General features: G+C 42.2%; 22 protein-coding genes. 13 read left to right on the top strand and 9 right to left on the bottom strand.

What is annotated here, in order from left to right; translation table 11 throughout:
- Nucleotides 1-14 precede the first annotated feature (14 nt).
- The 3 genes from ACOJUO_RS20485 (at nt 15) to ACOJUO_RS20475 (ending at nt 1,363) form a co-directional block, all read left to right on the top strand.
- Nucleotides 15-509, top strand: a complete 495-nt coding sequence (locus ACOJUO_RS20485; RefSeq protein ID WP_422133778.1) for a DUF6586 family protein — start codon at nt 15-17, stop codon at nt 507-509.
- A gap of 128 nt (nt 510-637) precedes the next feature.
- Nucleotides 638-943 (top strand): PTS sugar transporter subunit IIB, encoded by a 306-nt coding sequence (locus ACOJUO_RS20480; RefSeq protein WP_422137978.1) that lies wholly within the window; start codon nt 638-640, stop codon nt 941-943.
- Between the two features lie 177 nt (nt 944-1,120).
- Nucleotides 1,121-1,363 carry a hypothetical protein gene (locus ACOJUO_RS20475; protein ID WP_422133776.1) on the top strand — a complete coding sequence of 81 codons (243 nt, stop codon included), beginning with the start codon at nt 1,121-1,123 and terminating at the stop codon, nt 1,361-1,363.
- A 26-nt stretch (nt 1,364-1,389) separates the two neighbouring features.
- Here ACOJUO_RS20475 and ACOJUO_RS20470 read toward each other — a convergent pair whose 3' ends face one another.
- From ACOJUO_RS20470 to ACOJUO_RS20435, 8 genes are all read right to left on the bottom strand, one after another.
- Complete coding sequence (locus tag ACOJUO_RS20470; protein WP_422137977.1) at nt 1,390-1,878, bottom strand: SulA-like leucine-rich domain-containing protein; 489 nt, start codon at nt 1,876-1,878, stop codon at nt 1,390-1,392.
- Between the two features lie 126 nt (nt 1,879-2,004).
- Complete coding sequence (gene lexA, locus ACOJUO_RS20465) at nt 2,005-2,607, bottom strand: transcriptional repressor LexA (RefSeq protein WP_422137976.1); 603 nt, start codon at nt 2,605-2,607, stop codon at nt 2,005-2,007.
- 241 nt (nt 2,608-2,848) lie between these two features.
- Entirely contained in the window at nt 2,849-4,582 is a 1,734-nt protein-coding gene (locus ACOJUO_RS20460; protein ID WP_422137975.1) for a serpin family protein, read from the bottom strand.
- A gap of 301 nt (nt 4,583-4,883) precedes the next feature.
- Nucleotides 4,884-6,653 carry a serpin family protein gene (locus ACOJUO_RS20455; RefSeq protein WP_422137974.1) on the bottom strand — a complete coding sequence of 590 codons (1,770 nt, stop codon included), beginning with the start codon at nt 6,651-6,653 and terminating at the stop codon, nt 4,884-4,886.
- 297 nt (nt 6,654-6,950) lie between these two features.
- A complete protein-coding gene (locus tag ACOJUO_RS20450) occupies nt 6,951-8,615 on the bottom strand; it encodes a serpin family protein (protein ID WP_422137972.1) in 1,665 nt (554 codons plus the stop codon).
- Between the two features lie 327 nt (nt 8,616-8,942).
- Complete coding sequence (locus tag ACOJUO_RS20445) at nt 8,943-11,519, bottom strand: serpin family protein (protein WP_422137970.1); 2,577 nt, start codon at nt 11,517-11,519, stop codon at nt 8,943-8,945.
- A 319-nt stretch (nt 11,520-11,838) separates the two neighbouring features.
- Entirely contained in the window at nt 11,839-13,524 is a 1,686-nt protein-coding gene (locus ACOJUO_RS20440; RefSeq protein WP_422137969.1) for a serpin family protein, read from the bottom strand.
- 383 nt (nt 13,525-13,907) lie between these two features.
- Entirely contained in the window at nt 13,908-15,599 is a 1,692-nt protein-coding gene (locus tag ACOJUO_RS20435) for a serpin family protein (RefSeq protein WP_422137968.1), read from the bottom strand.
- Between the two features lie 429 nt (nt 15,600-16,028).
- On the opposite strand from ACOJUO_RS20435, the gene ACOJUO_RS20430 reads away from it, so the two are divergent.
- Together ACOJUO_RS20430 and ACOJUO_RS20425 are read left to right on the top strand one after the other, a co-directional pair.
- Nucleotides 16,029-16,499 carry a hypothetical protein gene (locus ACOJUO_RS20430; RefSeq protein WP_422137967.1) on the top strand — a complete coding sequence of 157 codons (471 nt, stop codon included), beginning with the start codon at nt 16,029-16,031 and terminating at the stop codon, nt 16,497-16,499.
- A gap of 249 nt (nt 16,500-16,748) precedes the next feature.
- Nucleotides 16,749-17,960: a pepsin-like aspartyl protease gene (locus tag ACOJUO_RS20425; protein WP_422133766.1), complete on the top strand. Its 1,212-nt coding sequence runs from the start codon at nt 16,749-16,751 to the stop codon at nt 17,958-17,960.
- A gap of 48 nt (nt 17,961-18,008) precedes the next feature.
- Here the strand turns inward: ACOJUO_RS20425 and ACOJUO_RS20420 are convergent, their stop codons facing one another.
- Nucleotides 18,009-18,200, bottom strand: coding sequence for a hypothetical protein (locus tag ACOJUO_RS20420; RefSeq protein WP_422137966.1), 192 nt, complete (start codon nt 18,198-18,200; stop codon nt 18,009-18,011).
- Nucleotides 18,201-18,578: 378 nt separating this feature from the next.
- On the opposite strand from ACOJUO_RS20420, the gene ACOJUO_RS20415 reads away from it, so the two are divergent.
- From ACOJUO_RS20415 to ACOJUO_RS20380, 8 genes are all read left to right on the top strand, one after another.
- Nucleotides 18,579-19,226: a TetR/AcrR family transcriptional regulator gene (locus ACOJUO_RS20415; RefSeq protein ID WP_422133765.1), complete on the top strand. Its 648-nt coding sequence runs from the start codon at nt 18,579-18,581 to the stop codon at nt 19,224-19,226.
- 66 nt (nt 19,227-19,292) lie between these two features.
- The gene (locus ACOJUO_RS20410) at nt 19,293-19,775 is read left to right on the top strand and encodes a L,D-transpeptidase family protein (RefSeq protein ID WP_422137965.1); all 483 of its coding nucleotides are present in this window, start codon (nt 19,293-19,295) and stop codon (nt 19,773-19,775) included.
- Nucleotides 19,776-19,814: 39 nt separating this feature from the next.
- On the top strand, nt 19,815-20,861 hold the full coding sequence (gene nagZ / locus ACOJUO_RS20405) for a beta-N-acetylhexosaminidase (RefSeq protein ID WP_422137964.1): 1,047 nt from the start codon (nt 19,815-19,817) through the stop codon (nt 20,859-20,861).
- 94 nt (nt 20,862-20,955) lie between these two features.
- Nucleotides 20,956-22,083 carry a mechanosensitive ion channel family protein gene (locus tag ACOJUO_RS20400; protein ID WP_422137963.1) on the top strand — a complete coding sequence of 376 codons (1,128 nt, stop codon included), beginning with the start codon at nt 20,956-20,958 and terminating at the stop codon, nt 22,081-22,083.
- Nucleotides 22,084-22,225: 142 nt separating this feature from the next.
- Nucleotides 22,226-23,302 (top strand): mechanosensitive ion channel family protein, encoded by a 1,077-nt coding sequence (locus ACOJUO_RS20395; RefSeq protein ID WP_422133761.1) that lies wholly within the window; start codon nt 22,226-22,228, stop codon nt 23,300-23,302.
- A gap of 35 nt (nt 23,303-23,337) precedes the next feature.
- A complete protein-coding gene (locus tag ACOJUO_RS20390) occupies nt 23,338-24,531 on the top strand; it encodes a PP2C family protein-serine/threonine phosphatase (RefSeq protein ID WP_422137962.1) in 1,194 nt (397 codons plus the stop codon).
- 16 nt (nt 24,532-24,547) lie between these two features.
- Nucleotides 24,548-24,880 (top strand): STAS domain-containing protein, encoded by a 333-nt coding sequence (locus ACOJUO_RS20385; RefSeq protein ID WP_422137961.1) that lies wholly within the window; start codon nt 24,548-24,550, stop codon nt 24,878-24,880.
- Nucleotide 24,881: 1 nt separating this feature from the next.
- Entirely contained in the window at nt 24,882-25,313 is a 432-nt protein-coding gene (locus tag ACOJUO_RS20380) for an ATP-binding protein (protein ID WP_422133758.1), read from the top strand.
- The last annotated feature ends 67 nt before the right edge of the window (nt 25,314-25,380 follow it).

Raw genomic sequence — 25,380 nt, 5'->3', positions numbered from 1 at the left:
TTTTGAGAAAGATTATGTCTGAGCAGTGGCGTTCCCATACCAACAAAAAATTACACTATGCCCGTTTACAGCTGGATGCCTGGGAAAGAGCAGAAGCTTTTGAGCAGGAGGCTTTTCGAGAGGCATTTCTGATGCATGCCAGTCAAGCCTATTCCTCGATGCTGGCGGAGATATTGTCTCCCTACGGTGAGCAGCTGACCCGGTTGCTGTCTCTGGAAGATGCTTGCAGATTGATGGATGAGCAACCTGCAGAAGTGTCTGAACTCGAGCAGTTAAAGCAGCTGGAGTCATCGGACAGTTGGCTGGCAGATTTACTTAAAGCTTATGACGATATTTTTAATGCTAATGGTAATATACAATCATATTCAAGTAATAGCAGTATGATTATGATTGCTTCGGATACTAGTGAAGTCACCAAAGGTATTAAGACGCCAGAAAGTGCCAAGAGTATTCTTGCCTCCCTCAAGGAGTTGGTAGGGCACTTTAGAAATTTCAATCTTGAATGGTGATTAGATTTTTTAGATCTGATTCATGACTCATAATAGTGTGCCTGGATTGATTCAAACCGTGCATGATTGTGGGAATGTTTAGAACTCTGTTGTTTATGGCTGTTGTTCAATTTGATCAGAGGTATCTTATGACTAAGATCATGCTGTGCTGTTCGGCAGGTATGTCTACCAGCATGTTCGTGGAGAAAATGCGCGAAGCAGCTGAAAGTCGGAGTGAAGAAGTCGAGGTTGAAGCCTTCGGCGCTAGTCATTTCGATGAACAGGTAGCCTGTTTCGATGTTGTTCTGCTGGGTCCTCAGGTTAAATATATGTTGAATGATCTCAAGCTGCGTGCTGCCGAATATGCTGTTCCGGTTGAGGCGATCAGCCCTGTTGATTATGGCACGATGAATGGTGCGAAAGTGTTGGGCTTTGCTCTGTCGCTAACAGCCTGATTAATTCCAGTTTATCGTGTGTATGCTGCAATACGGGGGCAAAAGCTGCAGCTCTTTTAAGGGTTTTTACTTTCCAGTCTGCAATAACACTTTGCATTACTCTCTACTGACCTATTGCATCATAAGTCACAATGCTGCATGATTTCTCCCTCTTATACGCTATTTATGGAACGAAATATGGCTGCATCGTTTTTGGAAATTGTGGAACTTCCAACAGGAGAGATTGTTCTGCGAAGCAGTGACGACGAGGGTGAGCCCCTGCTGACTATGAAATTTTCAGAGGAAGCCAAACAGTATCTTGAAGGGGACCATTTGCAAGTGGCAAAGGTCATGTTTGATGCTGGCATGCGTGAAGTTGCTGAACTCACTCGTCCGCAATCCTCTGAAGAAGAGATTCCTGAGAACAGAGTACTGCACTGACTCCATTTTCATGAAAATGACGGGCATCATGCAACCTGTCTACTGCGAATAGCCAGCCCCTGACACTGTCCATTCCTGGCTGCGCTTTCAAGCTTAGTTAGCCACCCTTTATCCAAATGCCCCAGCCAGCTGATGACAGTGTGGCTGGTTCCGGATGCCAGCGCTTTCCTGGTGAGTTCCAATGTCTGATTAATATTGTTGGAGCTAAAGATTTGCACCTTGTCATGATTTAAGTCGCAATTCTTTAACCAGTGCAGGGTTCTGGTGTCATCTGCCAGAATCAGGGTCAACCAACGTTCACTGTCAGTGGACAGCTGACTGAGCATGGGCGTCAGGAGTTCTTCTGCCTGCCAGGGTTGACCTGAAAGAATGAGTTCATTAATACTGGGCTTCAGAGACTTTTCAGTTTTTCCTGATAAAGTCTTTTCTAGGCGCGAGGGGTTAATGCAGACTGTATTGGTCTGGTAGCTTGGGGCTGAAAAATTGTGCCTTTCACTGCTGGTTCGGTACAGCATAAATTCTTCCTTCTGGCATAGCCCGGACGCTGTTTGTTATTCGCACTTCAGCGTAGTGGGCCTTTAACAACAGCTGCCTGTTGTGAGTAGTGTCTCTGGTAATGGTCAGGCTCATCTTATTCCGTCTCAGGACTGATTTCTGATGACTCCGACGCTTAAACCTTCGATGGCAAAGGCATCCTGAGTGAGATCAACGACTATGGTTTCGAACTCGTCGTTTTCCGGATGCAGCAATACTTTGTTTTTCTGTTTCTCGAATCTTTTCACGGTGACATCATCTTCAATCCGGGCGACGACAACCTGACCGTTTCGAACATCTGTTGTCTTGTGAACGGCCAGCAGGTCACCATCAAGAATCCCGATGTCCTTCATGCTCATTCCTTTTACCCTTAACAGGAAGTCTGCCGATGGGGTGAAGAAAGCGGGATTGAGCATCAGGTGGTCTTCGATATGTTCCTGGGCGAGGATCGGGTTCCCGGCAGCAACCTGTCCGATAATCGGAAGGCCTTCAGGCTGGCTGTCTGGAATGCGGATACCACGGGAGGCGCCGGGGGTAATCTCGATAGCGCCTTTACGGGCCAGTGCCCTGAGATGTTCTTCGGCAGCATTGGGTGAGCGAAAGCCGAAGGTCTTGGCGATTTCGGCCCTGGTGGGTGGGAAACCTGTCTCGTCAATATGAGATTTGATCAGGTCCAGTATCTCGGATTGCCGTTTAGTCAGTTTGATCATGGTCTCTCAATCTGTTTTTTTATACAGTATCTGTGATTATATACAGTATTCTTGTGGTGGCAAGTTATTATCCAGGCTGCGACGATAAGCAAAAAATGACAAGAGGGTCGTCAATGGTGCAGGTGAGGCATGCTTTGCCACCATAGTGATGAGTTGTTGGCTGAAATTCGCAAGCTGAGTCCCTGAAGCTTTTTTTAATAAAAAATCCGGAGGTGGTTAATCTCCGGATTTGGCATTTTATTTATGATTGTGTAGAAGTTAATTTCTTCCGCAGTGCATCCCAGGCATCATTTGAAACTTCTACTTCAAAGCCATCAAAACCATGCCAAACTTTAACAAAATCTACATGTTTGTAATCAAGCCATTCTAATATTCTTTCTCTGATATCAAGGGCATTATCCTTACTACCAGTATGGATAGCTAATCTGGATTTAACTGCTTTGGCACTTTTGATATTAAAATCCTCTTTCGGATCAAACTTATGGTATATTAGTTTACTCACATCAATAGATTCATCATCTGGTAACATATATTCTATAGAGTTAATAGTTTCTTCAATAATTTTTTCGTCTTTTTTGGGTTCATCTATTTTTCTGTAATTTTTGTAATTTTCGATAGGAGTCATTTTGCTATCAGCTGTCAAGTCATTTGGTTTCAAACTTTTATCAGATTTCAAATCATTAGATTTCAAGCTTTCAGCTGAGTCATTCCCGGCCGCATAAAATTCTAAAAAGCTGCCATCCTTAATCAGCATCTCCACCAACCGATTGCCTTGTCCATCTACAATGGCAATGTAACCAGGGGAGACAAAATGAAAGTGTGGTGGTTTTTTTGTACCGAAGCCTCTGAGTGTTCTTGTTGCGGCAGTGGCAACTTGACCATAAGCTCCCTCTTCATTAATGGATACTCTGGTCTTCTGAAGAATTTCCAGATCACAATTTGAGGGATGGCCTAATCTTGTTAAATCTTCAGACCTTATGACATCGGCTCCAAATGTCTGAGAAATTTTGTCGAGTAAATTGGTGTCACAACTGCCGTCTATTTTTATCCTGGGTAGCATTAGATCCATCTCTTTTTTACGGCCATTTAATCCGTCAATCAGGTGATTGATTGTATCAGAATCAAGGTTGTTAATCCCTGTCGGACTGTCATCAGGGGTTATTATTGCGACTAATTTAAGATCTTCACCATTCACTGATCGGAAATTTTTGCCAATGGCACCAAATTTTCCATTATCAAAAAATTGCACGTTTTCAGTTGACTTCATCATCTTGACGTTTTCAATCATACTTCCGTCTGCGCAGATAAATTTGCCCGAGGCCGTTTTTTCTTTAGAAAATGGCCTCTCCCAGATACCCTCGAATTCCATCACATTGCCAATTACCGTTGTAATCAGTTCTCGTCGAGTTTTACAATGACCATGAAACAACTTATTGATTTTTCCATGAGTCTTCTCTTTCACGAAGTCTTCTGCGATGTCGGCCAGGCACCTGTCCTGGTCAGGACGGTCCAGCTTTTCGGTTTGATAACATACAGACAGTATCTGATCAAGATGCTCGTTTATGACGGCAGAGTCAGAACCTATAAAGTTAGCGCAAGAGAGTACCTTCTGTATCTGATACGGATCCTTGGCGTAAGCATGGTTAACGCTGAATTCGCCTAGTTTTTTATGGATCTCAATCTCCATCTCATCAGTTAACTCTTCTTTAGAGATACCCAGGATCGATGCCTTTCTGGCTTTATCATCCATACTCGCCAGAAGCATACCCAGAACCGGAGCCAGGCTGGCAGAAGACACTACCTTGCTTTTATTGTCCCTGTCGTCTAAGGCGTTCAGAATTCCTAATGACACTTTATCAATCAATTTTTTTACAAGATATGAAGCCTGTGAGGTGGCTTTGAAGGATGTGTTTCGCAGATTTAGCGGTTGCGATGACAATGAAAATTGTCTGAATGAATGTCCAATAGGGTGCATAATATTTTCTCCTAACTCTGATAATAATTAATTTTTTATTCAGGACAAACATACTGCTTCCATGTTTGCGGACAGCGCATGCTTTTCAAATAGCCGTAAATTCTGTGTTATGTAGCATTACTATGAGTTAAGTATTTGCTTTTGCATTAATCACTAACTGGTTAGTTAGTTACGATAACATCTTGTTTCCTGCCATAAAACTTAACTTGTCTATCTGTTCATTTTATGGGGGCTAGTTTGCTTTCAGGCTTTTGTTAATAAAAAAATCCGGAGCTGATTAAACTCCGGATTTGGCTTTTTTTTATGATTGTCCAGAAGTTATTTTAGCAATCATTTTATGCCAGGTATTATTATTAACTATTATTTCAACAGGATTATCTCTTTCATAAATCTTAACAGCAGATCTATATTCTTCTCCTATGGATTTTAATATTCTTTCTTTAAGATCTTTAGCGTCATCCGAAGAAAAGAATTCGAGTGTTAAAATTTTATCATCTGCCATAGCGCTTTTAATTTCAAGTTTCCCATCCGGATCATAATAGTCTTTTATAAAATTACTCACATTTACAGTTTCAAAAAAGTCAAAAGATAACCGTTTTATTGCAGATAAGTCTTCTTGTACCAGCCTTATTTTTGTGGGCAAATCGATTTTAGGCTCTGTATTATAGTCACTATCAGGCATATCATCTTCACTATCAGACATGTCAAAATCGTAATAACCTGACTGGTTGTCAGAGCTCTGTTTTCCAGCGGGTGTGATTTCAGGTGTACCGCCAAGCTCAAAAAAGCTGCCATCCTTAATCACCATCTCAAGCAACCGATTACCTTGTCCATCGACAATGGCAATGTATCCAGGGTAATTAAACTCAAAGCTGGGACGAGAGGATGGGTCCCTGAGAGTAGTTGTTGCGGCAGTGGCCACTGTACCATAAGCTCCCTTTTCACCAATGGATACTTTGGTCTTCTGTAGTATCTCCAGATCACCGTCTGATGAATCGCCTAATCTTGTTAAATCAGCGGCCTTTATTATGTTGGTTCCAAATACCTCAGAAATTTTGTCGAGTAACCTGGTATCACAACTATTCTCTATTTTTATTTTCGGAAGTCTTAGATCCATCTTCACTTTACGATCATTTAATCTTTCAATCAGATGATTAATGGTTTCAGAGTCAAGTTTATTAATCACTTCAGGATCTTCAAAGTGTGGTTGTATTGCAACTAATTTAAGGTCTTCTCCATTCAAGGATTGGAATTCTTTACCAATGGCATCAAATTCACTGGTCTCAACAAATTGAAGCTCTTCAGTTGAAGACATCATCTTGACGTTTCTAATAAAACTTCCATTTGCGCAATTAAATGGGCGGTGGACCGTTTTGTCTTCAGAGAATTCATCTTTCCAAATACCGTCGAATTCCATCACATGACCTATCACCGCTTTAATTAGTTCTCGTCGAGCTTTAGAATGACCATGAAACAACTTTTCGATTTTTCCATTGGTCTTCTCTTTCACGTAATCTTCTGCGACATCGGCCAGGCACCTGTCATGGTCATGACATTCCAGTTTTTCGGTGTGATAACATTCAGACAGTGTCTGATTAAGCTTCTCATTCCCGAGGGCAGAGGTAGAACCTATGAAGTTACTGCAAGAGAGTGCCTGTTTCTGATCCGGATCCTTGGCGTAAGGATGGTTAACGCTGAATTCACCTAGTTTTTTATGGATCTCAGTTTCCATTTTATCAGTTAAGTCTTCTTTAGAGATACCCAAAACCGATGCCTTTCTGGCTTTATCATCCATACTCGCCAGAAGCATACCCAGAACCGGAGCCAGGCTGGTAGAAGACACTACCTTGCTTTTATCGTCCCTGGCGTCTGCAGCGTTCAGAATTCCTAATGACACTTTATCAATCAGTTTTTTAACAAGATATGAAGCCTGTGAGGTGGTTTTGAAGGATGTGTTTCGAACATTTAGTAGTTGCGATGACAATGATAATTGTCTTAATGAATGTCTAATAGGTCCCATTATATTTTCTCCTAACTCTGATAAAAATTTATTTTTATTCAGGATAAACACACTGCTTCCATGTTTGCGGACAGCGCATGCTTTTCAAATAGCCGTAAATTCTGTGTTATGTAGCATTACTATGAGTTAAGTATTTGCTTTCGCATTAATCACTAACTGGTTAGTTAGTTACGATAACATCTTGTTTCCTGCCATAGAGGCCGTTACCATGGTGGATTTATCTCTGTCCAAAGTACTGCTATAAAACTTAACTTGTCTATCTGTCCATATTATGGGGGCTACGATACTTTTAGGCTTTTTTTAATAAAAAAATCCGGAGGTGATTATACTCCGGATTTGCCTTTTTGTTTATGATTGCCCAGAAGTTATTCTATGAATCATTTTTTCCCAAGCATCAGTTGAAATATGTACTTGAAGAGGATAAGCGTTGATAGAAGATTCATATTCTTTTCCAATGGATTCTAATATTCTTTCTTTAAGATCTTTAGCGTCACGCAGAGAAGAGATTTTGATAGTTAAACGTTCATTATCTGCCTTAGCGCTTTGAATATCAAGCTTCCCATTCGGATTATAATAGTTATTTATAAAAGTACTCACATCTACACTTTCAGTAAGATCAAAAGATAACTGTGTTATCACAGATAAGTCTTTTTGTACCATCTTTGTTTTTGTGGGTAAATCGATTTGACTGCTTTGATCATCGTCACTATCAGACATATCATCATCACTATCAGATATACCAAAGCTCTGTTTTTCAGCGGGTATGATTACAGGTGTACCGTCAAGTTCTAAAAAGCTGCCATCCTTAATCACCATCTCAAGCAACCGATTACCTTGACTATCTACAATGGCAATGTAGCCAGGGCAATCAAAATCAAAGCTGGGACGAGAGGATGGGTCCCTAAGAGTAGTTGTTGCGACAGTGGCGACTGAACCATAAGCTCCCTCTTCACCAATAGATACTTTGGTCTTCTGAAGTATTTCCAGATCACAGTATGATGAATCGCCTAATCTTGTTAAATCACCAGCCGTTATTATGTTGGTTCCAAATACCTCAGAAATTTTTTCGAGTAACCTGGTATCACAACAATTATCTAATTTTATTTTCGGAAGTCTTAGATCCATCTTTACTTTATGATCATTTAATCTTTCAATCAGATGATTAATGGTTTCAGAGTCAAGTTTGTTAATCGCTTTAGGATCTTTAAAGCGTGGTTTAATTGCAACTAATTTAAGGTCTTCTCCATTCACGGATTGGAATTCTTTGCCTATGGCATCAAAGGCACGGGTATTAGCAAATTGAAGCTCTTCAGTCGATCTCATCGTCTTGACGTTTGTAATAAAACTTCCATTTGCGCAATAAAATGGCCGGTTGACCGTTTTGTCTTTAGAAAATTTGTCTTTCCAGATACCCTCGAATTCCATCACATTACCTATTACCGCTGTAATTAGTTCTCGTCGATCTTTAGAATGACCATGAAACAACTTTTCGATTTTTCCATTGGTCTTCCATTTCACGAAGGCTTCTGCGACGTCAGCCAGGAACTTGTTATGGCCATCACATTTCAGCTTTTCGGTTTGATAACATGCAGACAGTATCTGATTAAGCTTCTCATTAATGACGGCAGAGGCAGAACCTATAAAGTTAGTGCTAGAGAGTGCTTGTTTCTCATTACTATAAGGGTGGTTTACACTGAATTCACCGAGTTTTTTATGGATCTGAGACTCTAGCTCATCAGTTAATTCTTCTTCAGGGATACCCAGAACTGCTGCTTTCCTGGCTTTATCATCTATACACGCCAGAAGCATTCCCAAAACCGGAGCCAGGCTGGTAGAAGACACTACCTTGCTTTCGTCGTCCCTGACACCTTTGGCGCTGAGGATGCCTAATGACACTTTGTCCAGCAGTTTTTTAACAATATCAGAAGCTTGTGAGGTAGTCTGTAAGGATGTGTCTGGCAGATTAAATGGCTGCCACTGCGCCGTATTCATAGAAGTTCTCATTGATTCCATAGCCTTCTCTCCTTTACTTTATACAAATTAATTAGCGAGAATAAACTCACTGCTTCCATGCTGAGGAAATAGCCATAAATGCCAGGCTACAGCATTGCCCTTAATACTTGATATTTAAGTATTTCTTTTCTCTGAAATCACTGACCGGTTAGTTAGTTACGATAACACCTTGTTCCCTGCAATAGAGCCTGGTTGCCATAGTGGAGGTATCTCTGCCCGAAAAACTTTAATTGTCCGTCTGTCCATCCTATGGGGCCACTATAGTTTAAGCTTTTGTTAATAAAAAATCCGGAGGTGGTTAATCTCCGGATTTGGCATTGTATTGATTCATGATTGATTAGAAGTTAACTTATTGCGCAGTGCTTCCCAAGCTTCAAAAGAAACCTCTAATTCAAAAGGAGAATTTTGACCGAGTATCCTAACAAATTTGCTATGTTCATCTCCAATTGATTTTAATATTCTTTCTCTAAGCTCTATAACTTCATCCTTAGAAGACATATTGAGTGTTAGCTGCATATGATCTGCCACATCGATCCGAACATCAAACTCGCTATTCGGATTATAGTGGTGTTGTATTAAAGTACTAATCCTATCCATCGAAGTTAGATCGGTTACATCTTTCTCAATTGTGAATTGATTATCAGATGTATAAACTTTGCTATCAGGCATATCATAATCGTTAAGAGTTTCCAGATTATCAGAGCTCTTTTTTTCAGCAGTTGTAATTATAGGATTATCATTGCTATCAGAAATATAAGAATCGGTAGGTCCTGAAGTTATTTTATCAATCATTTTTTTCCAGGGATTAGTTAAAACATCTACTTGAATAGGTTTAGCTCTTTCATAAATCTTAACAGAATCAATATATTCTTTTCCAATGGATTCTAATATTCTTTCCCTGATATCTTTAGCGTTATCAAAAGAAGATGTTGTTATTTTTAACCTGCGATTATCTGCCTTAGCGCTTTTAATATCAAGCTTTCCATCCGGATTATAATAGTCTTTTATAAAAGTGCTCACATCTACAGTTTCAAGAGGGTCAAAAGATAAGCGTGTTATTGCAGATAAGTCTTTTTTCACCAGTTTTGTTTTTTTGGATAAATCTATTTCACTGCGATCCACTGGTTCTGGATCATCTTTGCTATAAGAACTATCATCTTCGCTATCAGAAATATAAGAACTGATAAATCCAGAAGTTATTTGATCAATCATTTTTTTCCAAGGATTAATTAAAACACTTACTTCAATAGGAGTAGCTCTTTCGTGAATATTAACATAGCAACTATAGCCTTCTCCAATGCATTTTAATATTCTTTTCTTGATATCTTTAGCGTCATCGAAAGAAGATGTTGTCATATTTAGCCTGTGATTATCTGCCTTAGCGCTTTTAATATCAAGCTTTCCATCCGGATTATAACAGTCTTTTATAAAAGCACTCACATCTATAGTTTCAAGAGGGTCAAAAGATAAGCGTGTTATTGCAGATAAGTCTTTTTCTACCAGCTTTATTTTTGTGGGTAAATCTATTTTACTGCGATGCACTGGTTCTTGATCATCTTCGCTATAAAAACTATCATCTTCGCTATAAAAACTATCATCTTCGCTATCAGATATATAAAAACTGTTAAAACTTGCCAGATTATTAGAGCCTGATTCTCCATCGGTGGAGATTATAGGGTCACCAACACACTCCAAAAAGCTGCCATCCTTAATGACCAGCTCAATCAACCGATTACCTTTTTTGTCTAAAATGGCAATGTAGCCAGGGCAGTCAAAATCAAAGCGAGGTTTTTCGCACCTTGTTTGAATTTGTGCAACAGTCGCCATCGCACAGCTGGCACCTTTTTCATCAACAGAAAATATGATTTTCTGAAGCATCTCCAGATTATCATCTGCCGAAATGCCTAATTTTGTTAGATCTCCCGCTACTATGTCAGTTCCAAATACCTTACATATTTTCTTGAGTAACTGAGTGTCACAACTGTCCATGTTTATTTTGGGTAGCGTTAGCGTATATTCCGCTTGTCTATGATTTAATTGTTCAGTTAACTCGTTAATCGTGTCAGAATCAAGTTTATCAATCGCTGTGGCACTTTTATTATGCGGCTTTATTGCGACCAGTTTAAGATCTTCTCCATTCACAGATTGGAATTCCTTTGCGATGGCACGAAATCTCCTGTTAGAAGCACATTGAACCGTTTCAGTTTTAGACATCATCTTGACGTTATCAATACAAGTTCCATTTGCACATAGAAAACGTCCAGCAGCCGTTTCATCTGGAGAAAAACTATCCTCCCAGACAGCCCGGCAATCTATTACATTACCAATTACTGCTTTAACTTCGTTCAACCCATCAAACAACTTTTCTATTTTTCCTTTGGTTTTATCCTTAACAAAAGCTTCTGTGACATCAGCTACGTCCCAGAAAGCACCTTCCAGCTTTTGGGTTAGATAACATTCAGAGAGTATTTTTTCAAACTGCTCAAATCTGACGCAAAAGGCAGAAGCAATAAAGTTAGCGCAAGAGATCAACTGATCAGGATGGCTTCCGTAAGGGTGGTCTTTGCTGAATTCACCGAGTTTTTTATGGATTTCAGTCTCCAGCTCATCAGTTAAGGATTCTTCGGGGATTTCCAGAATCAATGCCTTTTTGGCTTTATCATCCATACACAACAGAAGCATACCCAGTACTGGAGCCAGGCTGACAGAAGAGATCACCTTGCTTTTGTGGTCCTTGGCATCCTGAGTACATAAGATCCCGATTGACACTTTATTTATCAGTTTTTTAACAATATCTGAAGCCTGTGAGGTGATCTCAAAGGATGTTGCTGGCATATTAGATGGCTGCCATTGCATTGCCTGGCTTGAAGTTCTAATTGTTCCGGTTGGGGTAAATGAGTGCATAGTATTCTCTCCTTTGGTTGATACAAAGTAGTGAGAATAAACTCACTGCTTCCATGCTATTGCAAATAGTCATAAATGATGAATTACAGCATTGCCATTAGTACTTGATATTTAAGTATTTCCTTTCTCAGAAAACACTGACCGGTTAGTTAGTTACGATAACACCTTATTCCCTGCAATAGAGCCCGATTGTCATAGTGAAGGTATCTCTGCCCGAAAACTTTAATTGTCCGTTTGTCTAACCTGTGGGGGCAACTACAGGTTAAGCTTTTGTTAAAAAAAAACCGGAGATGGTTAATCTCCGGATTTGGCATTTTATTTATGAATGTGTAGATTTTAACTTCTTAAACAGTGCATCCCATGCGTCAAATGAAACTTCTACATGAGAGCCATCAGAGATCTCGAAAACTTTAACAAAACATTCATGTTTGTAATCCAGCCATTCTGATATTTTATCTTTGATTTTAATAGCGTCTTCCTTGGTACGAGTTTTGATAGATAAATCAGATCTACCTGAATAGGCACTTTCGATATTAAACTCCCCATTCGGATCAAAGCTATGACGTATTAGAGGACTCGCATCAATACTTTTGATTTTTGTTTTATCAGATAAGTGCTCTATTATAGAGTCAATACTAGCTTTACCGCTTTTTCCGCGTTTTTTGGAAGCAAGCTTTTTCCTACCATTTGTGTTGGTTTCGATTTTAGCTCTTTTGCTTTCAGCTTTACAGTCATCAGTGTTCAAACTTTCAGAAGAAATGGTCTCGGCCGGAGCAAATTCAAAAAAACGACCATCCTTAATGATCAACTCAACCAACCGATTTTCATTTTCGTCTACAATGGCAATGTAACCAGGGCAGACAAAGTCAAAGCTACCTACTTTGGGTAAGCACCTTACAGAAATTCTTTCATCACTCAAAAGCTTGTTCTGAGCACCTTCTTCATCAATGGATAGTACAGTCTTCTGAAGAATACTCAGATTACTATTTTCCGGTTTGCCTAATTTTGCTAAGTCTTGTGCGACTATTACGTCGGTTCCAAATGCCTCGCAAATTATCTCGAGTAATTGAATATCACAACTTTCTACTACGTTTATTTTAGGTAGCGTTATATTAAATATCGCTTTATTATGTCTTGTATCGCTAATCAGATCAGTGATTATTTTGGAACTAAGGTAGTTAATTGCTGTTGCACTTTCTTCGCGGGGTGATATCGCAACAAATCTAAGGTTTTCTCCATTCACAGATCGGAAATTTTTGGCTATGGCGCCAAATGTTCTGTTATAGGAATAGTGGCAATTTTCCCACATCTGCATCATCTTTACGTCATTAATATGAGTTCCATCTGCGCAAAGAAAATTGCCCGGGACTGTATCATTTGGAGAAAATGCTTTCTCCCAGTTACAATCGAATTGTATCACGCTACCAATGGCCGCTTTAATCTTATCCCGCTCAGTTTCAGGATAACAATCAAACAAGTTTTTAATTTTTCCATTGGTTTTCTCATTAATGTAACTTCCTGCGACGCGTGCTACGGAGCTGTCATGACAGTCGAGCTTTTCAGTTTGATAACATTCAGACAGCCTCTGATCAAACTGCTCATCCCTGCTGGCATCTTCAGTAGCCATAAAGCCAGCGCAAGAGACTGCCTGTTTCTGATCAGGATCCTTACTATAAGCGTGTTTTACGCTGAATTCACCGAGTTTTTTATGGATTGCATTCTCCAGGTCATCAGTTAAGGTATCTACGGGGATGTCCAGAATCAATGCCTTCCTTTTTTTATCATCCATACTCGCCAGAAGCATGCCCAGAACCGGTGCCAGGCTGGTAGCAGACACTACCTTGCTTTTGTCGTCATTGACCGCCTTAGGCAGGATTTTGAGTGACAGCTTTCTGATCAGTTTTGTAACGATATTAGAAGCCTTTTCGGAGACCTCCAGGGAGTTAACTGGCGGTTTTGATGTCTGCCATTGCATTGGTTCGGTTGATTGTCTGATAGGTTGCATAGTCTATTCTCCCTTTCTTGATAAAAATTAATTAGTGAGAATAAACTCACTGCTTCCATGCTGAGCAAATAGCCATAAATCCCGGGTTACAGTATTGCCCTTGGTACTTGATATTTAATTATTTCTTTTCTCAGAAATCACTGACCGGTTAGTTACGATAACACTTTGTTTCCTGCAATAGAGGCTCGTTATCGTGGCAGATGTTTCTCTTTCCGAAGTTCTGCCATAAAATTTAACTTATCTATTTTTCCAAATTATGGAGTCTGGTTTGCTTTCAGGCTTATGTTAATAAAAATATCCGGAGGTGATTAAAAACCGGATTTGGCTCTTTGTTTATGATTGTCCAGAGGTTATTTTAGCCACTTAATTAGCATTATATTTATTCACGATTTGCTAGCAGTTAACTTTTCCAGCAGAGCATCCCATGCATTAGATTGAACTTCAACTCTAAAATATTCGATAAAATCTTCAAGTCTAAGTAAATCCTCATATTCTTCTCCAATTAATTCTAATATTCTTTTTTTAAGCTTTTTGGCGTCATCCAAAGAAACGACATCGATATCTATTTCGGGTAAGCACTTTACCCGAGCGTTAATAATTTCAAGCTCTTCATCCTGGTTAAATCTATGTTGTATTAAAATAGTCATATCACCATAGCGAAGAGGGTTGGAAAGAAACTCATTGATTCTGGTTTCAATAGCGTCTTCAATATTTTTTATATTATTTGCGCTTTTTTGAACTGCGTACCATCTGGCATCAAATGTATAGTTTCTTTTGGGAGTTAGATCATCATCGCTATCAGAGTCATCAAAGCTATCAAACATCAGGTCGTCAGAGTCCGGGTTTTCCACTGTTTCCAAAAATCTGTCATCCTTAATGACCAAATCAAGCAACCGATTACCTTCTGAGTCTACAATGCCAATGTAGCCAGGGCAGAGAAATTCAAAGTCAGGGGTTTCAGGATCGTCTTTTACGGTGGTTTTTTCGGCATTGGTCAATGGGTTGCAAGTATCTTGTTCATCAACGGTTACTGTAATCTTCTGAATCATATTTAAATTTTGGTCTGCCTGTTTGCCTAATTTTGATAAATCTACTGCTGCTAGTGTGTTGATTTCACATGCCTGATGAATTCTTTTGAATAATTGGTTTTCACAAGTTTCCATGTTTATTTTTGGTAGCTTTACGTTTAATGTCATTTTATTATCATTTAATCTTTCAATCAGGTGATCAATTGTTTCAGAATCAAGGAATGTAATTGTGGACGTAGATTCAACACGCGGTTTTATTGCGACCAATCTAAGGTTTTCTCCATTTACAGATTTTAATTCTTTGGCAATGGCAATGAATTGTCCGTTGTCAGCAATTGGAAAATTATCAGTTGTACTCATCATCTTAACTTTCTTTAAATCAATTTCAGTTGTACATATAAAATTGCCCGTGGTGATTTTATCTGAAGATGCACTTGTCTCCCAGATGCCCTTGAAATCGAAACTCATCGCATTGACTATGGCTGCTGTAATTTCATGCCGTTGAGCTTCAGAATAACCACCAAACAAGTTGTTAATTTTGCCATCATTAATGTAAGTTTCTGTGACGTCTGCTATGCAACTGACAGGACACTCCAGTTTTTCGGTTTGATAACATTCAGACAGCCTCTTTTCAAACTGCTCATCCCTGGTGGCATCTTTAGTCGCTATAAAGTTAGTGCAAGAGATTGCCTGTTTTTGACCAAGGTGTTTAACGTAAGCGTGTTTTAGACTGAGCTGGCCGAGTTCTTTGTGGATTTCAGTCTCCAGCTCATCCGTTAAGGCTTCTACGGGGATGCCCAGAATCATTGCCTTCTTGTCTTTATCATCCATACTCGCCAGAAGCATGCCAAGACTGGCAGCCAGGCCAACAGAAGACAGCGCTATACTTGATTTGCCGGTAAAGTCCAGAATCGAGATTTTTACTCTATCCAGCAGATTTTTAACGACGTCGGAAGCCACTACGGTGATCTTGGAGGATGTGTCTGGCAGGTCTAATGGCTGCGCTGACAGTGATGTTTGTTCTATTGAATATCCGAGAGGTTGCATAGGCTAAACTCCTTTCCTGATGACTAAATAGTGAGTGAACTCACTGCGTCCACGCTTTGATATAGCTGTAAATCGTGAGTCAGGATGCAGCCATTCACATCTAATAGTTAACAATTTGTTTTCACAAATCACTAACCGGTTAGTCAGTTACGATAACGCCTTGCTCCCTGCAATAAAGTGGTGCGTTTGGATGCAGAAGACCTTCTATATCTTTTTAAAAATAATTTTTATATGTTTTTTTTCTCTATCCATTCCTGCGGCTTTTGTGGTATCTCCTGCTTTTAACCACAGTCCAGTAAGCAGCAGCTCATTCGTATACAGTCGCAATATAATTAGTGCCCGTCCGAAAACCCTCAAATACTTGAAAATAGCGGCTTATAGCCTAATTTAAGGAACGAAGGTTTTCCACAACAGGACGTTCCCGAACTTATGCGCCAGACCATTAATCCACAAATGCAGCTTGGCGAGGTTGATATCTCTGCCATTACATTCAATCTCAGGTCAAGGGATTACACTCCCCGCTTGCTCCTGGCATTGCAATATATCTGGACAAATATCGAGTTGAGGAATCAGGTTTTTCACGTGCTTCAGGGTATGATAGCTGCCGACCAAGGTAACGGGCGTCCCGGAATGGATCCCTGGAGGGTGTTGGTTTTTGGCGCCTTGCGGCTGGTCATTAACTGCGACTACGACCGGCTTCTTGAGCTGGCTAACGAGCATGGAACTCACCGAAAGATTCCAGGCCATGGGTCTTACTGTGAACACCAGTACAAACTGCAAACCCTGCAAGACAACATCTCATTGTTCACACCGGAAATTCTGGACCAGAACAATCAGGTCGTCGTCAATGCTGGCCGTGAATTGGTAAAAAAAAGAAGAGAGGCCACGCGCCCGCGCTGACTCGATCGTCGTAAAAACCAATGTTCACTTTCCGACGGATATCAACCTGCTCAGAGATGCTATTTGCAAGTTGATAGAGTGGGCAACCACTTTGTTTTCGGAGCAGCATGAAAGCCTGTGGCGACAGAGCCGCTGAACAGAAATAAACCAAAAAGTAGCACCCACAGATGAGTAGGCTGAATTTTAAACAAAAATTTTTGCTGCTGCCTGCTGAATCGGATTATTTGTGGGTTTTCGGGCAGGCACTACATGGAGTCTGAAAAGGTAATTATTATGAACAAACTCTTTTTAAAAAATATTTTTATATGTATTTTTTCTCTATCTGTTTCAGCGGTTTTTGCAGATCTTCCTGTTTTTAACCGCATTCCAGTAACCAGCAGCAATATGGGTGACCTTCCCGGTAAGCGACTTTATTTGAAAATTTATGGACCAGAAATGGCTAAAGGAAAGACATTACTACACAACTTCGGTAATACGCAGTATTACGGCGAGATAAAAATTGGATCTGACGATCAGGTATTTAAAGTTCTTTTAGATACCGGATCAAGTTATATCTGGGTTCCTGGTACAACATGTAGTTCTAACAGCTGCTCTGACAAAAAACGTTTTGATCCACAAAGCAGCAGCTCGTTTGTACGCACTAGCCACAGACTGAACCTAAGTTACGCCAGAGGTAAAATATCTGGTATCTTCGGTTATGATGATATTACTCTCGGTGGCATAAAGGTAGTATCTCAGGGATTTGCTGTAGCCGACGTTATTTCAGATGATATCGAGGACCATCCGTTCGATGGCGTTTTAGGCTTGGGCTTTAAGAGCAATAGTATCATCCCATCATGGTTAGACAATGCCCTAAAACAGGGTTTGATCGATAAAGCTGTCTTTTCGTTCTACCTGTCCCAAAAAACCAACAAGGGCGGTAGTGTTATGATTATCGGTGAGCCCGACCCTTTCTATTATCAGGGGCCTATATACTGGCACTCCCTGATAGCTATCGATGGTGAACATCCTTATTACGATATTTCTTTTGACGGCATCTCAGTCGGAGCAAAAAATATTCTCCTAAGCTGTCAAGAAAGACAATGCAAAGCCCATATTGATACAGGGGCACTTTATATTTATGGGCCAGAAAAAGACGTCGAATCCATTCTTGAATCTCTTGATGTGAAAGCAGATTGCTCAAACGTCAGCCAACTTCCACCTCTGAAGGTCTCCATTGGTGGCCATATCTATGAGGTTCCCCCACAAATTTATGTAGTCAAAGAGCAAAACTGCTTTGGAATGGTTGAATGTCATGCTGGAATTGACGAAATGCCCGGAATAAATAATGAATCTTGGATCCTTGGAAATCCATTCATGAGAGCGTTTTACACCGTTTTCGATAAAACAGATGATCGGATTGGTTTTGCCAAGTCACATGACAGGCTCAATGAACCAAAAACACTCAGGGCATTATACTGATTAATCAGATAGTTTTCGTACAAAAACATTACCCAATGAAAATCATGGTCATGAATCCATTAATTTATTATCTGGTTCGAGCTGAACCTCAAATGACCGTCTAAAATCAAGGAGGTTTTTTTTATCTACATAGAGTCTGAAAAGGTAATCGCTATGAGAATCATCATTTTTAAATAACATTCGTATATGCGTTTTTTTTCTATCTATTTCAGCGGCTTTTGCAGAACTTCCTGTTTTCAACCATTATCCAGTGACCAACAACAGTATGGATGATCTTGCGGGCAAGCGATTCTATTTGGAAATCTGGCTTTCCGTGATGCCTACCACATATTTCTCCGTCCCGTTGATAGCCCAAACATGAATGCCCTCAAAGCAAGAGCTTTCCCGTATTCCTTGCTATGCAGGACTTGACTTAAATTATTGATTTATTTTCTTGACATTAGCTCCACCATAGGGTCGTGTTGTAGAGGGTAAGCTAAAGGGTATGCAAGGTCGTCCAGAGCATTGGCTTGAAGTGTTGACTTGAAGTCGACTCAAGCTGCAGCAGCCTTGACAGTTCGGGGCCAGATACGTAGGTTCTACACAGTCGTTTAATAAACTTATAAAATTCTTTGTACCATGGCACAACTTTCAACTGTCGAAAGAATTCTGGATTCAGCCGAACTGCTCTTCGCTGAACATGGCTTCTCAGAGACTTCCTTAAGAACCATTACAAAACAGGCAGGGGTTAATCTGGCTGCAGTGAACTATCACTTTGGTTCCAAAAAAGCGCTGATACAGGCGGTTTTTGCCCGTTTTCTGGACCCCTTTATGAAAGGGCTGGATACCACTCTGGATGAGTGGTCCGATCAGAGTGAGCCACCTGATCTTGAGGCTGTGCTTGAGATACTTGTTGACCATATTCTTGCTGTAAAACCCAGAAGGCCCGATGACATCTCTATTTTTATGAAACTCATGGGGCTGGCTTTCACACAGAACCAGGGGCATTTGAAGCGTTATCTGACGGAAACTTATGGAACCGTCTTCAGCCGATACTTTGAGTTGTTGTTCAGGGCCTGTCCTGACCTTCCGATAGCCGATAAATTCTGGCGTACCTATTTCAGTCTTGGCTCTGCTGTCTTTTCCGTATCTGGCGCCGATGCACTTCTCTCCATTGCCCAGAGAGATTATGACATTGATGACAATCTTGAGAACATTATGAGAAGAATGGTGCCATTTATGGCAGCTGGTCTGCGTGCTCATGCCACCTATAAGAATGGTCGATAATATTTATTCGAGTTGCTGGCTCTCGAGCCTGAGCCAAAGCGAAACCAGTCAATACGAGATTCATCTGTGCACATTAATGTTAGAATTGCCTCGCAGACTCTGGAGCTGCTGCAAAAGGGTGCAGAAACGATTTGTTACTCTGTATCCACCGCCAGTAAAGGAACAGGGCAGCAGGAAGGTAGCTGGCAGACTCCACTGGGGCGTCATATTATTCGTGCGAAAATCGGTAAGGGCCTCCCTCTCCATGCGGTTTTTGTGGGAAGGCGATACACGGGTGAGATCTATTCACCCGAACTATTACAACAATACTCTGAACGTCGGGACTGGATTTTAAGCAGAATTCTCTGGTTAAGCGGTCTTGAACCCGGCTACAACCGTCTGGGAAATGTCGATACCATGCGACGCTACATCTATATCCACGGATCACCCGATACCGCTGTGATGGGCGAGCCGGGTTCAAGAGGCTGTATCAGGATGCATGGTCGTGACATGATTGATTTATTTGACCGGGTTCTTCCGGGAACTACTATTGATATTCTGCCAAAGTAGTTTTATCGCATTCAGACGGGTCAGGAGAGCAAGAAAAGTATGTACAGGCATGATCATAACAATGCGAAAAATAATGGCGTTCTGATAATCGACCTTGAAGGTCAGACCCTCCAGCCTGAAGAGCGGGAATTACTGCTGCATCCCGGTGTTGCCGGGGTATTGTTTTTTGCCCGGAATTTTCACGATCGTAAACAGTTGTGTGATCTGGTCAGAGACATAAGAAGTATCAGACAAAACCTGATTCTGATGGTGGATCAGGAAGGTGGCAGGGTTCAGCGTTTCAGAAACGATTTTACCCGTTTGCCGCCTGCAGAGCGTTATGCCAGCTATTTCAAATGTGATCCCCAGAAAGCCCTGGAGTTGGTTGAGGATTGTGGCTGGCTTATGGCTGAAGAAATACTCTCCTGCGGCCTTGACATGAGTCTGGCTCCGGTCCTGGATCTTAATCTGGGTCTTACAGATATAGTGGGCGACCGTGCCTTCGGCTGTGAGCCAGAAACCGTCATTAAACTGGCCGGTGCATGGTTCAGTGGTGTCCGTGAATCAGGAATGCCCTGTATAGGTAAACATTTTCCCGGTCATGGCAGTGTTAACGAAGATTCTCACCTGACCCTGCCCAGGGATAGTCGTGCGCTGGATGCCATCCAGCAGCAAGATATGGCGCCATTCAAAGCTCTGATAGAGCAGGGCATAGAAGCGATTATGCCCGCTCACATTGTTTTTCCTGAAGTAGATGATCAGCCTTGTGGTTTTTCATCAATCTGGTTGAAAGACATCCTTAGAGAACAGATCGGCTTTAATGGCTTAGTGATCAGTGACTGTCTGACCATGGAGGGTGCAGCTTCAGCCGGAAGTTACACTGTCCGGGTCGAAAAAGCCTTGAATGCGGGTTGTGATTTATTGTTATTAAGCAGCAGGGAGGGTGTCCGGGAAGTTCTGCCCTGGCTTGAACGGTCTTCTTTCTCTACGCCTGATCTTTCATCTCTTCAGGCCCGTGGCGGTCGAGCTCTGGAAGAGCTGGTGACCATGGATCGCTATCTTAGTTGCAAGGACAGACTGGATTATCTTTCTGAACGATTTAACTGATCTGCCATAAAACGTCCATAGAATGATTTCAACCTTGTGGGAATGAAATCATTCTCAGTGTTAAGTGTCCCGTTTTCTATCCGGAAGTCTGATAATGTCTCTTTCTCACCCTTTTTTTCATGAACTGGATATTCCTCAATGGGTTATTCAGGCCGTTATTGTCCTGTTGATTTCAGGCGTTATCCATCTGATCTTGTCCAGAGTGTTTGCTCATCTTTCCAGAGATGGTCGTGCAGCCCTTACCCCTTGGAATGATGCCGTTATCAGGGGACTGAGAACCCCTGTGATCCTGCTGATCTGGGTTATTGGTTTCTGCTGGGTTGTTGGTGTAGCTGCCAAGGCTACGGATTCTGAGTTAATTGATGGTCTGAATAATCTCAGGGATGTCATTATCCTGACTCTGGCGGGTTGGAGCATTATCCGTTTCATTCGTCAGCTGGAGCGAAACTTTCTGAATCCTGAACTGGCAGGCGATCGGTCTAATGATCCAACGACTGTAGTAGCGATTGGCAGATTAAGCAGAATTGTGGTCATCATCATCTGTTTTCTGACTGTATTACAGTCACTTGGCTACAGTATCTCAGGTCTTTTGGCATTTGGTGGTGTGGGAGGTTTGGCAGTCGGTTTTGCCGCTAAGGATATGCTGGCCAATTTCTTTGGTGGTCTGATGATTTACCTGAATAAACCCTTCCGGGTTGGTGACTGGATTCGTTCGCCGGATAGAAACATTGAAGGCACTGTGGAATACATTGGCTGGAGAGAAACCCGCATCAAGACATTTGATAAGCGACCACTCTACGTTCCCAACGCCACTTTCAACAGCATTTCTGTTGAGAATCCATCGCGAATGGAAAATAGAAGGATCAAGGAAACTGTTGGCCTGAGGTATCAGGATGGCCAGAAGGTGGAGGTGATCGTCGAGGAAATACGGCAGTATCTGAACGACAACGATGAAATCGCCAGCGATAAGACTCTTCTCGTATCGCTCAATGCCTTTGGACCCTCCAGCCTCGATATTTTAGTCTATTGCTTTACATGTACCAGAGACTGGGCAGAGTACCTCAGGGTTAAACAGGATGTCCTGGTCAGGATAATAGCTATTATCCATTCTCATGGTGCTGATATTGCCTTCCCGACCCGGACGCTTGATGTCCCGCAAGAGTGGCTCGGCAAGTTGAAACAGACACCGGCAAAAACGGCTGAACGAGCTATGATAGATTGATTTCAACCCTTCAGTGTTGAAATCAAAGTATGTTCGTCCAGCTTTTATCCCTTGAGGATAATTTCAATGGTCTGAATATAACCGGGAAGGCGATGGCCGATATCTCCTTTACCGTGGGGTTTTCTTGTGCGAGGAGCAGGCAATGTTTTGGGAGGGTCTTCTTAAAGGGGAGAATGTCGATTTAGTGACAGCGCTTGTGGCTGCTGTTATCGTTTCCTGGTTCAGCCACTTCCTTCTCAGTCGGTGGGCTCAATCTGAGAATCAATCGGTGAGAGCCTGTCTGGCCTCAGCTTTTCGTCCTCCGTTGTTGCTTCTTCCGTGGTTGTTATGTTTTTTTTACCTCGCTCACTGGTTTGTTGATCATAGTGAAGAAGAAGGCCATGACTGGCTGGCCACATCAGAAGCTGTCTGCTCAGTATTACTTCCACTCTGGCTTCTGCTGAGACTCATCAGGCAGTTACCGAACATTGCCGAGATCTCGGGCGTTCAAGATAAAGATCTCGACCTGGCCAGAACCCTGTCACGGTTTTTTCATATCGTTCTGATTGTTCTGGCGGTGATGATTCTGGCGCAAAAGTTGGGCTATTCGCTCTCCGCGCTGCTGACTTTTGGTGGCGTAGGCGGCTTGATTGTGGGTATGGCTGCCAGGGAATGGTTGGCCAACTTCTTTGGTGGTTTGATGTTAATGCTGGATAAACCCTTTAAAGAAGGCGATTGGGTTCGTTCTCCGGACCGACAGATAGAAGGCCATGTAGAACATATTGGCTGGCGCTTGACCCAGATAAGAAATTTTGATCGCAGACCCGTGTTTGTCCCGAACTCGGTCTTCACCAGTATCGTTTTGGAAAATCCATCCAGAATGCGTAACCGCCGGGTTGTTGAAAACTTTGGTATTCGCTACGAGGATCTGGACAAGATCCCCGCCGTCATGAATCAGATCACGACAGAATTTCTTCAGCATCCCGAGCTGGATTGTTCGGAGCCCCACTATGCAAGGTTTCTTAAATATGGGGATTCATCACTGGAGTGTCAGGTCCGGGTGCATGTCATTCCCAAGGGCAGAGTGGACTTTGTCAGGGTCCAGGAAAGCATCATGTTGATCATTGCTTCTGCAGTGCAAAAAGCAGGAGCGGAGTTCGCCTATCCGGTGATGAAAGTGATTCATAAAGCGAATGCTGAACCAGAGTCAGGTAACTCACCCGATAATGATAGCCACTGATTAAGATGAAATAAGGCCCGGCCGATAAAGGCTAAATGAATATTCTTATCGTTGAAGATGCTCGTGACCAGCGTTTGATGCTCTCCGTGGTATTGAAAAAGCAGGGGCACCAGGTACTCGAGGCCGAGAATGGTAGACAGGCTCTGGAGATTCTGCGGGAACATCAGGATGTCAGAATTATCATCAGCGATTGGATGATGCCAGAGATGGATGGTCTGGAACTGCTCAGGCAGACCCGAAAAACAGATCTTGGACGTTATATTTATTTTATCCTGCTCACCGGTAATGCAGATCATAAGGCAGTTGTTGAAGGCATGAATGACGGGGCGGATGATTTTCTTGCCAAGCCGGTTAATTTTGATGAATTGGCTGCCCGCCTGAAAGCAGGGATTCGTATCATCGAACTTGAGAGGCAGCTCGAGCTGCAGAATACACGCCTGGTTGAAGCGATTCAGACCGTTGAAAAAGATCTTGAATCGGCGGCCAAAGCCCAGGAAGTTTTGCTGGCTCAACCGGCGACCATACAACATGTTTCTTTTGACTGGTTTTTCCAGCCCAGCAAAATACTGGGCGGGGACATGTTTGGTTATCAGGCTATTGATGGTGAAACCTTAGGGTTCTATCAACTGGACGTGGCCGGGCATGGTATTCCCTCAGCGCTCTTTTCATTTACTCTGAATAATATTCTCTCAGAAACATCGGGCAGAGGCTCCATCGTCAAGGAAACATTGGATCATGAACCATTCAATAAGGTGCGTGCGCCCGAAAAGGTTCTGGCCTCACTGAACCGGCGGTTTCAGCTGACTCCGGAGTCGATGCTTTATTTCACCATTGCCTATGGACTTATCAATAGTCGCACAGGTCAGGTGACATTATCACAGGCGGGTCATCCGCAACCCTTATGGATTCATCGTGATAAAGCCTTTGTAGAGCCCGTAATGGGTGGAGGAGTGCCCATCGGTATGATGCCGGACATGGAATACATCTCCAGCACTTTGCAGTTTCAGCCGGGTGACCGTCTGTTTCTCTATTCTGACGGAGTGACGGAATGCGAAAACACTGAAGGTCAACAGTTTGGTGAGGCCCGTTTGCTGCAATGCCTGCAAGATACTTTAGATGACGATTTAAAATCAGTTGTTGACCAGGTAGAGAAAAATGTCAGAGACTGGAGTGAGCTGGACCGTTTCGATGACGATGTGACCTACCTGTTACTGGAATGGAAACCCTGAAAGCCAGGAGGATGGCATGGCGTTTGAACACTACGAGGAAGGCCAGATTACAGTGGTCCGGATTGATGAGTCCCGTCTCGATGCTTCCGTTGCCGAAGCGTTTAAAACCTATGTGTTTGATCTGATTGAAGAGGGCAAATCCGAGCTGATTGTCGATCTTGCCGAAGTGCGTTTTATGGACAGCACAGGCTTGAGCGTGCTGGTAGCGGGTCTTAAGAAATTGTCGGGTAACGGGTCACTCGGTCTGGCTTCTGCACAGCCTGCGGTACAAGATCTGTTTGATCTAACGTCCATGGATAAATTGTTCAAACTCCATGGTTCAGTGGCTGAGGCTGTTAAAGGGAGCTGACATGTCACAGGTGCTGAAGCTGGAAATCGACAGCCAGTTATCCAATACAACGCTGGTGGCTATGGCGGTCAGAGGTGTCTGTGCCATGACCACTCTCTCTCCTGTTGAAATTAATCGGCTAGAGCTTTGTCTGGTAGAGATTGTCAACAATGCCATTGAGCATGCTTACGAAAATGAAGCGGGCCATCCGGTGGAAGTGTGTATCAATCTGGACAAGACCATGATGAATATTTCTGTTAGCGACTGGGGACACAGTATTCCGGACGATGTCATGCAGAATAAGACTGAAATGGTCGTTGATCCTGAGCATCCTGAAGCCTGGTTGTGCAGTGGCCGTGGTCTACACATTGTGAACAAGCTGATGGATCAGGTGACCTATGAGTCAAACCAGGACAAGAACAGCTTTATCATGAAAAAAGAGCTGCGCCACTGACAGCTCTTTTTATACCAATCGAACTTTCCACGCCGCCTTGTCTCGGGTTAGAAAGCACGATGGGTAT

The organism is Endozoicomonas sp. ALC020, from assembly GCF_049275935.1.
Taxonomy (GTDB): Bacteria; Pseudomonadota; Gammaproteobacteria; order Pseudomonadales; family Endozoicomonadaceae; genus Endozoicomonas_A.
The sequence above is the reverse complement of the archived record's forward strand: the minus strand, read 5'-3'. Positions and strand labels throughout refer to the sequence as shown.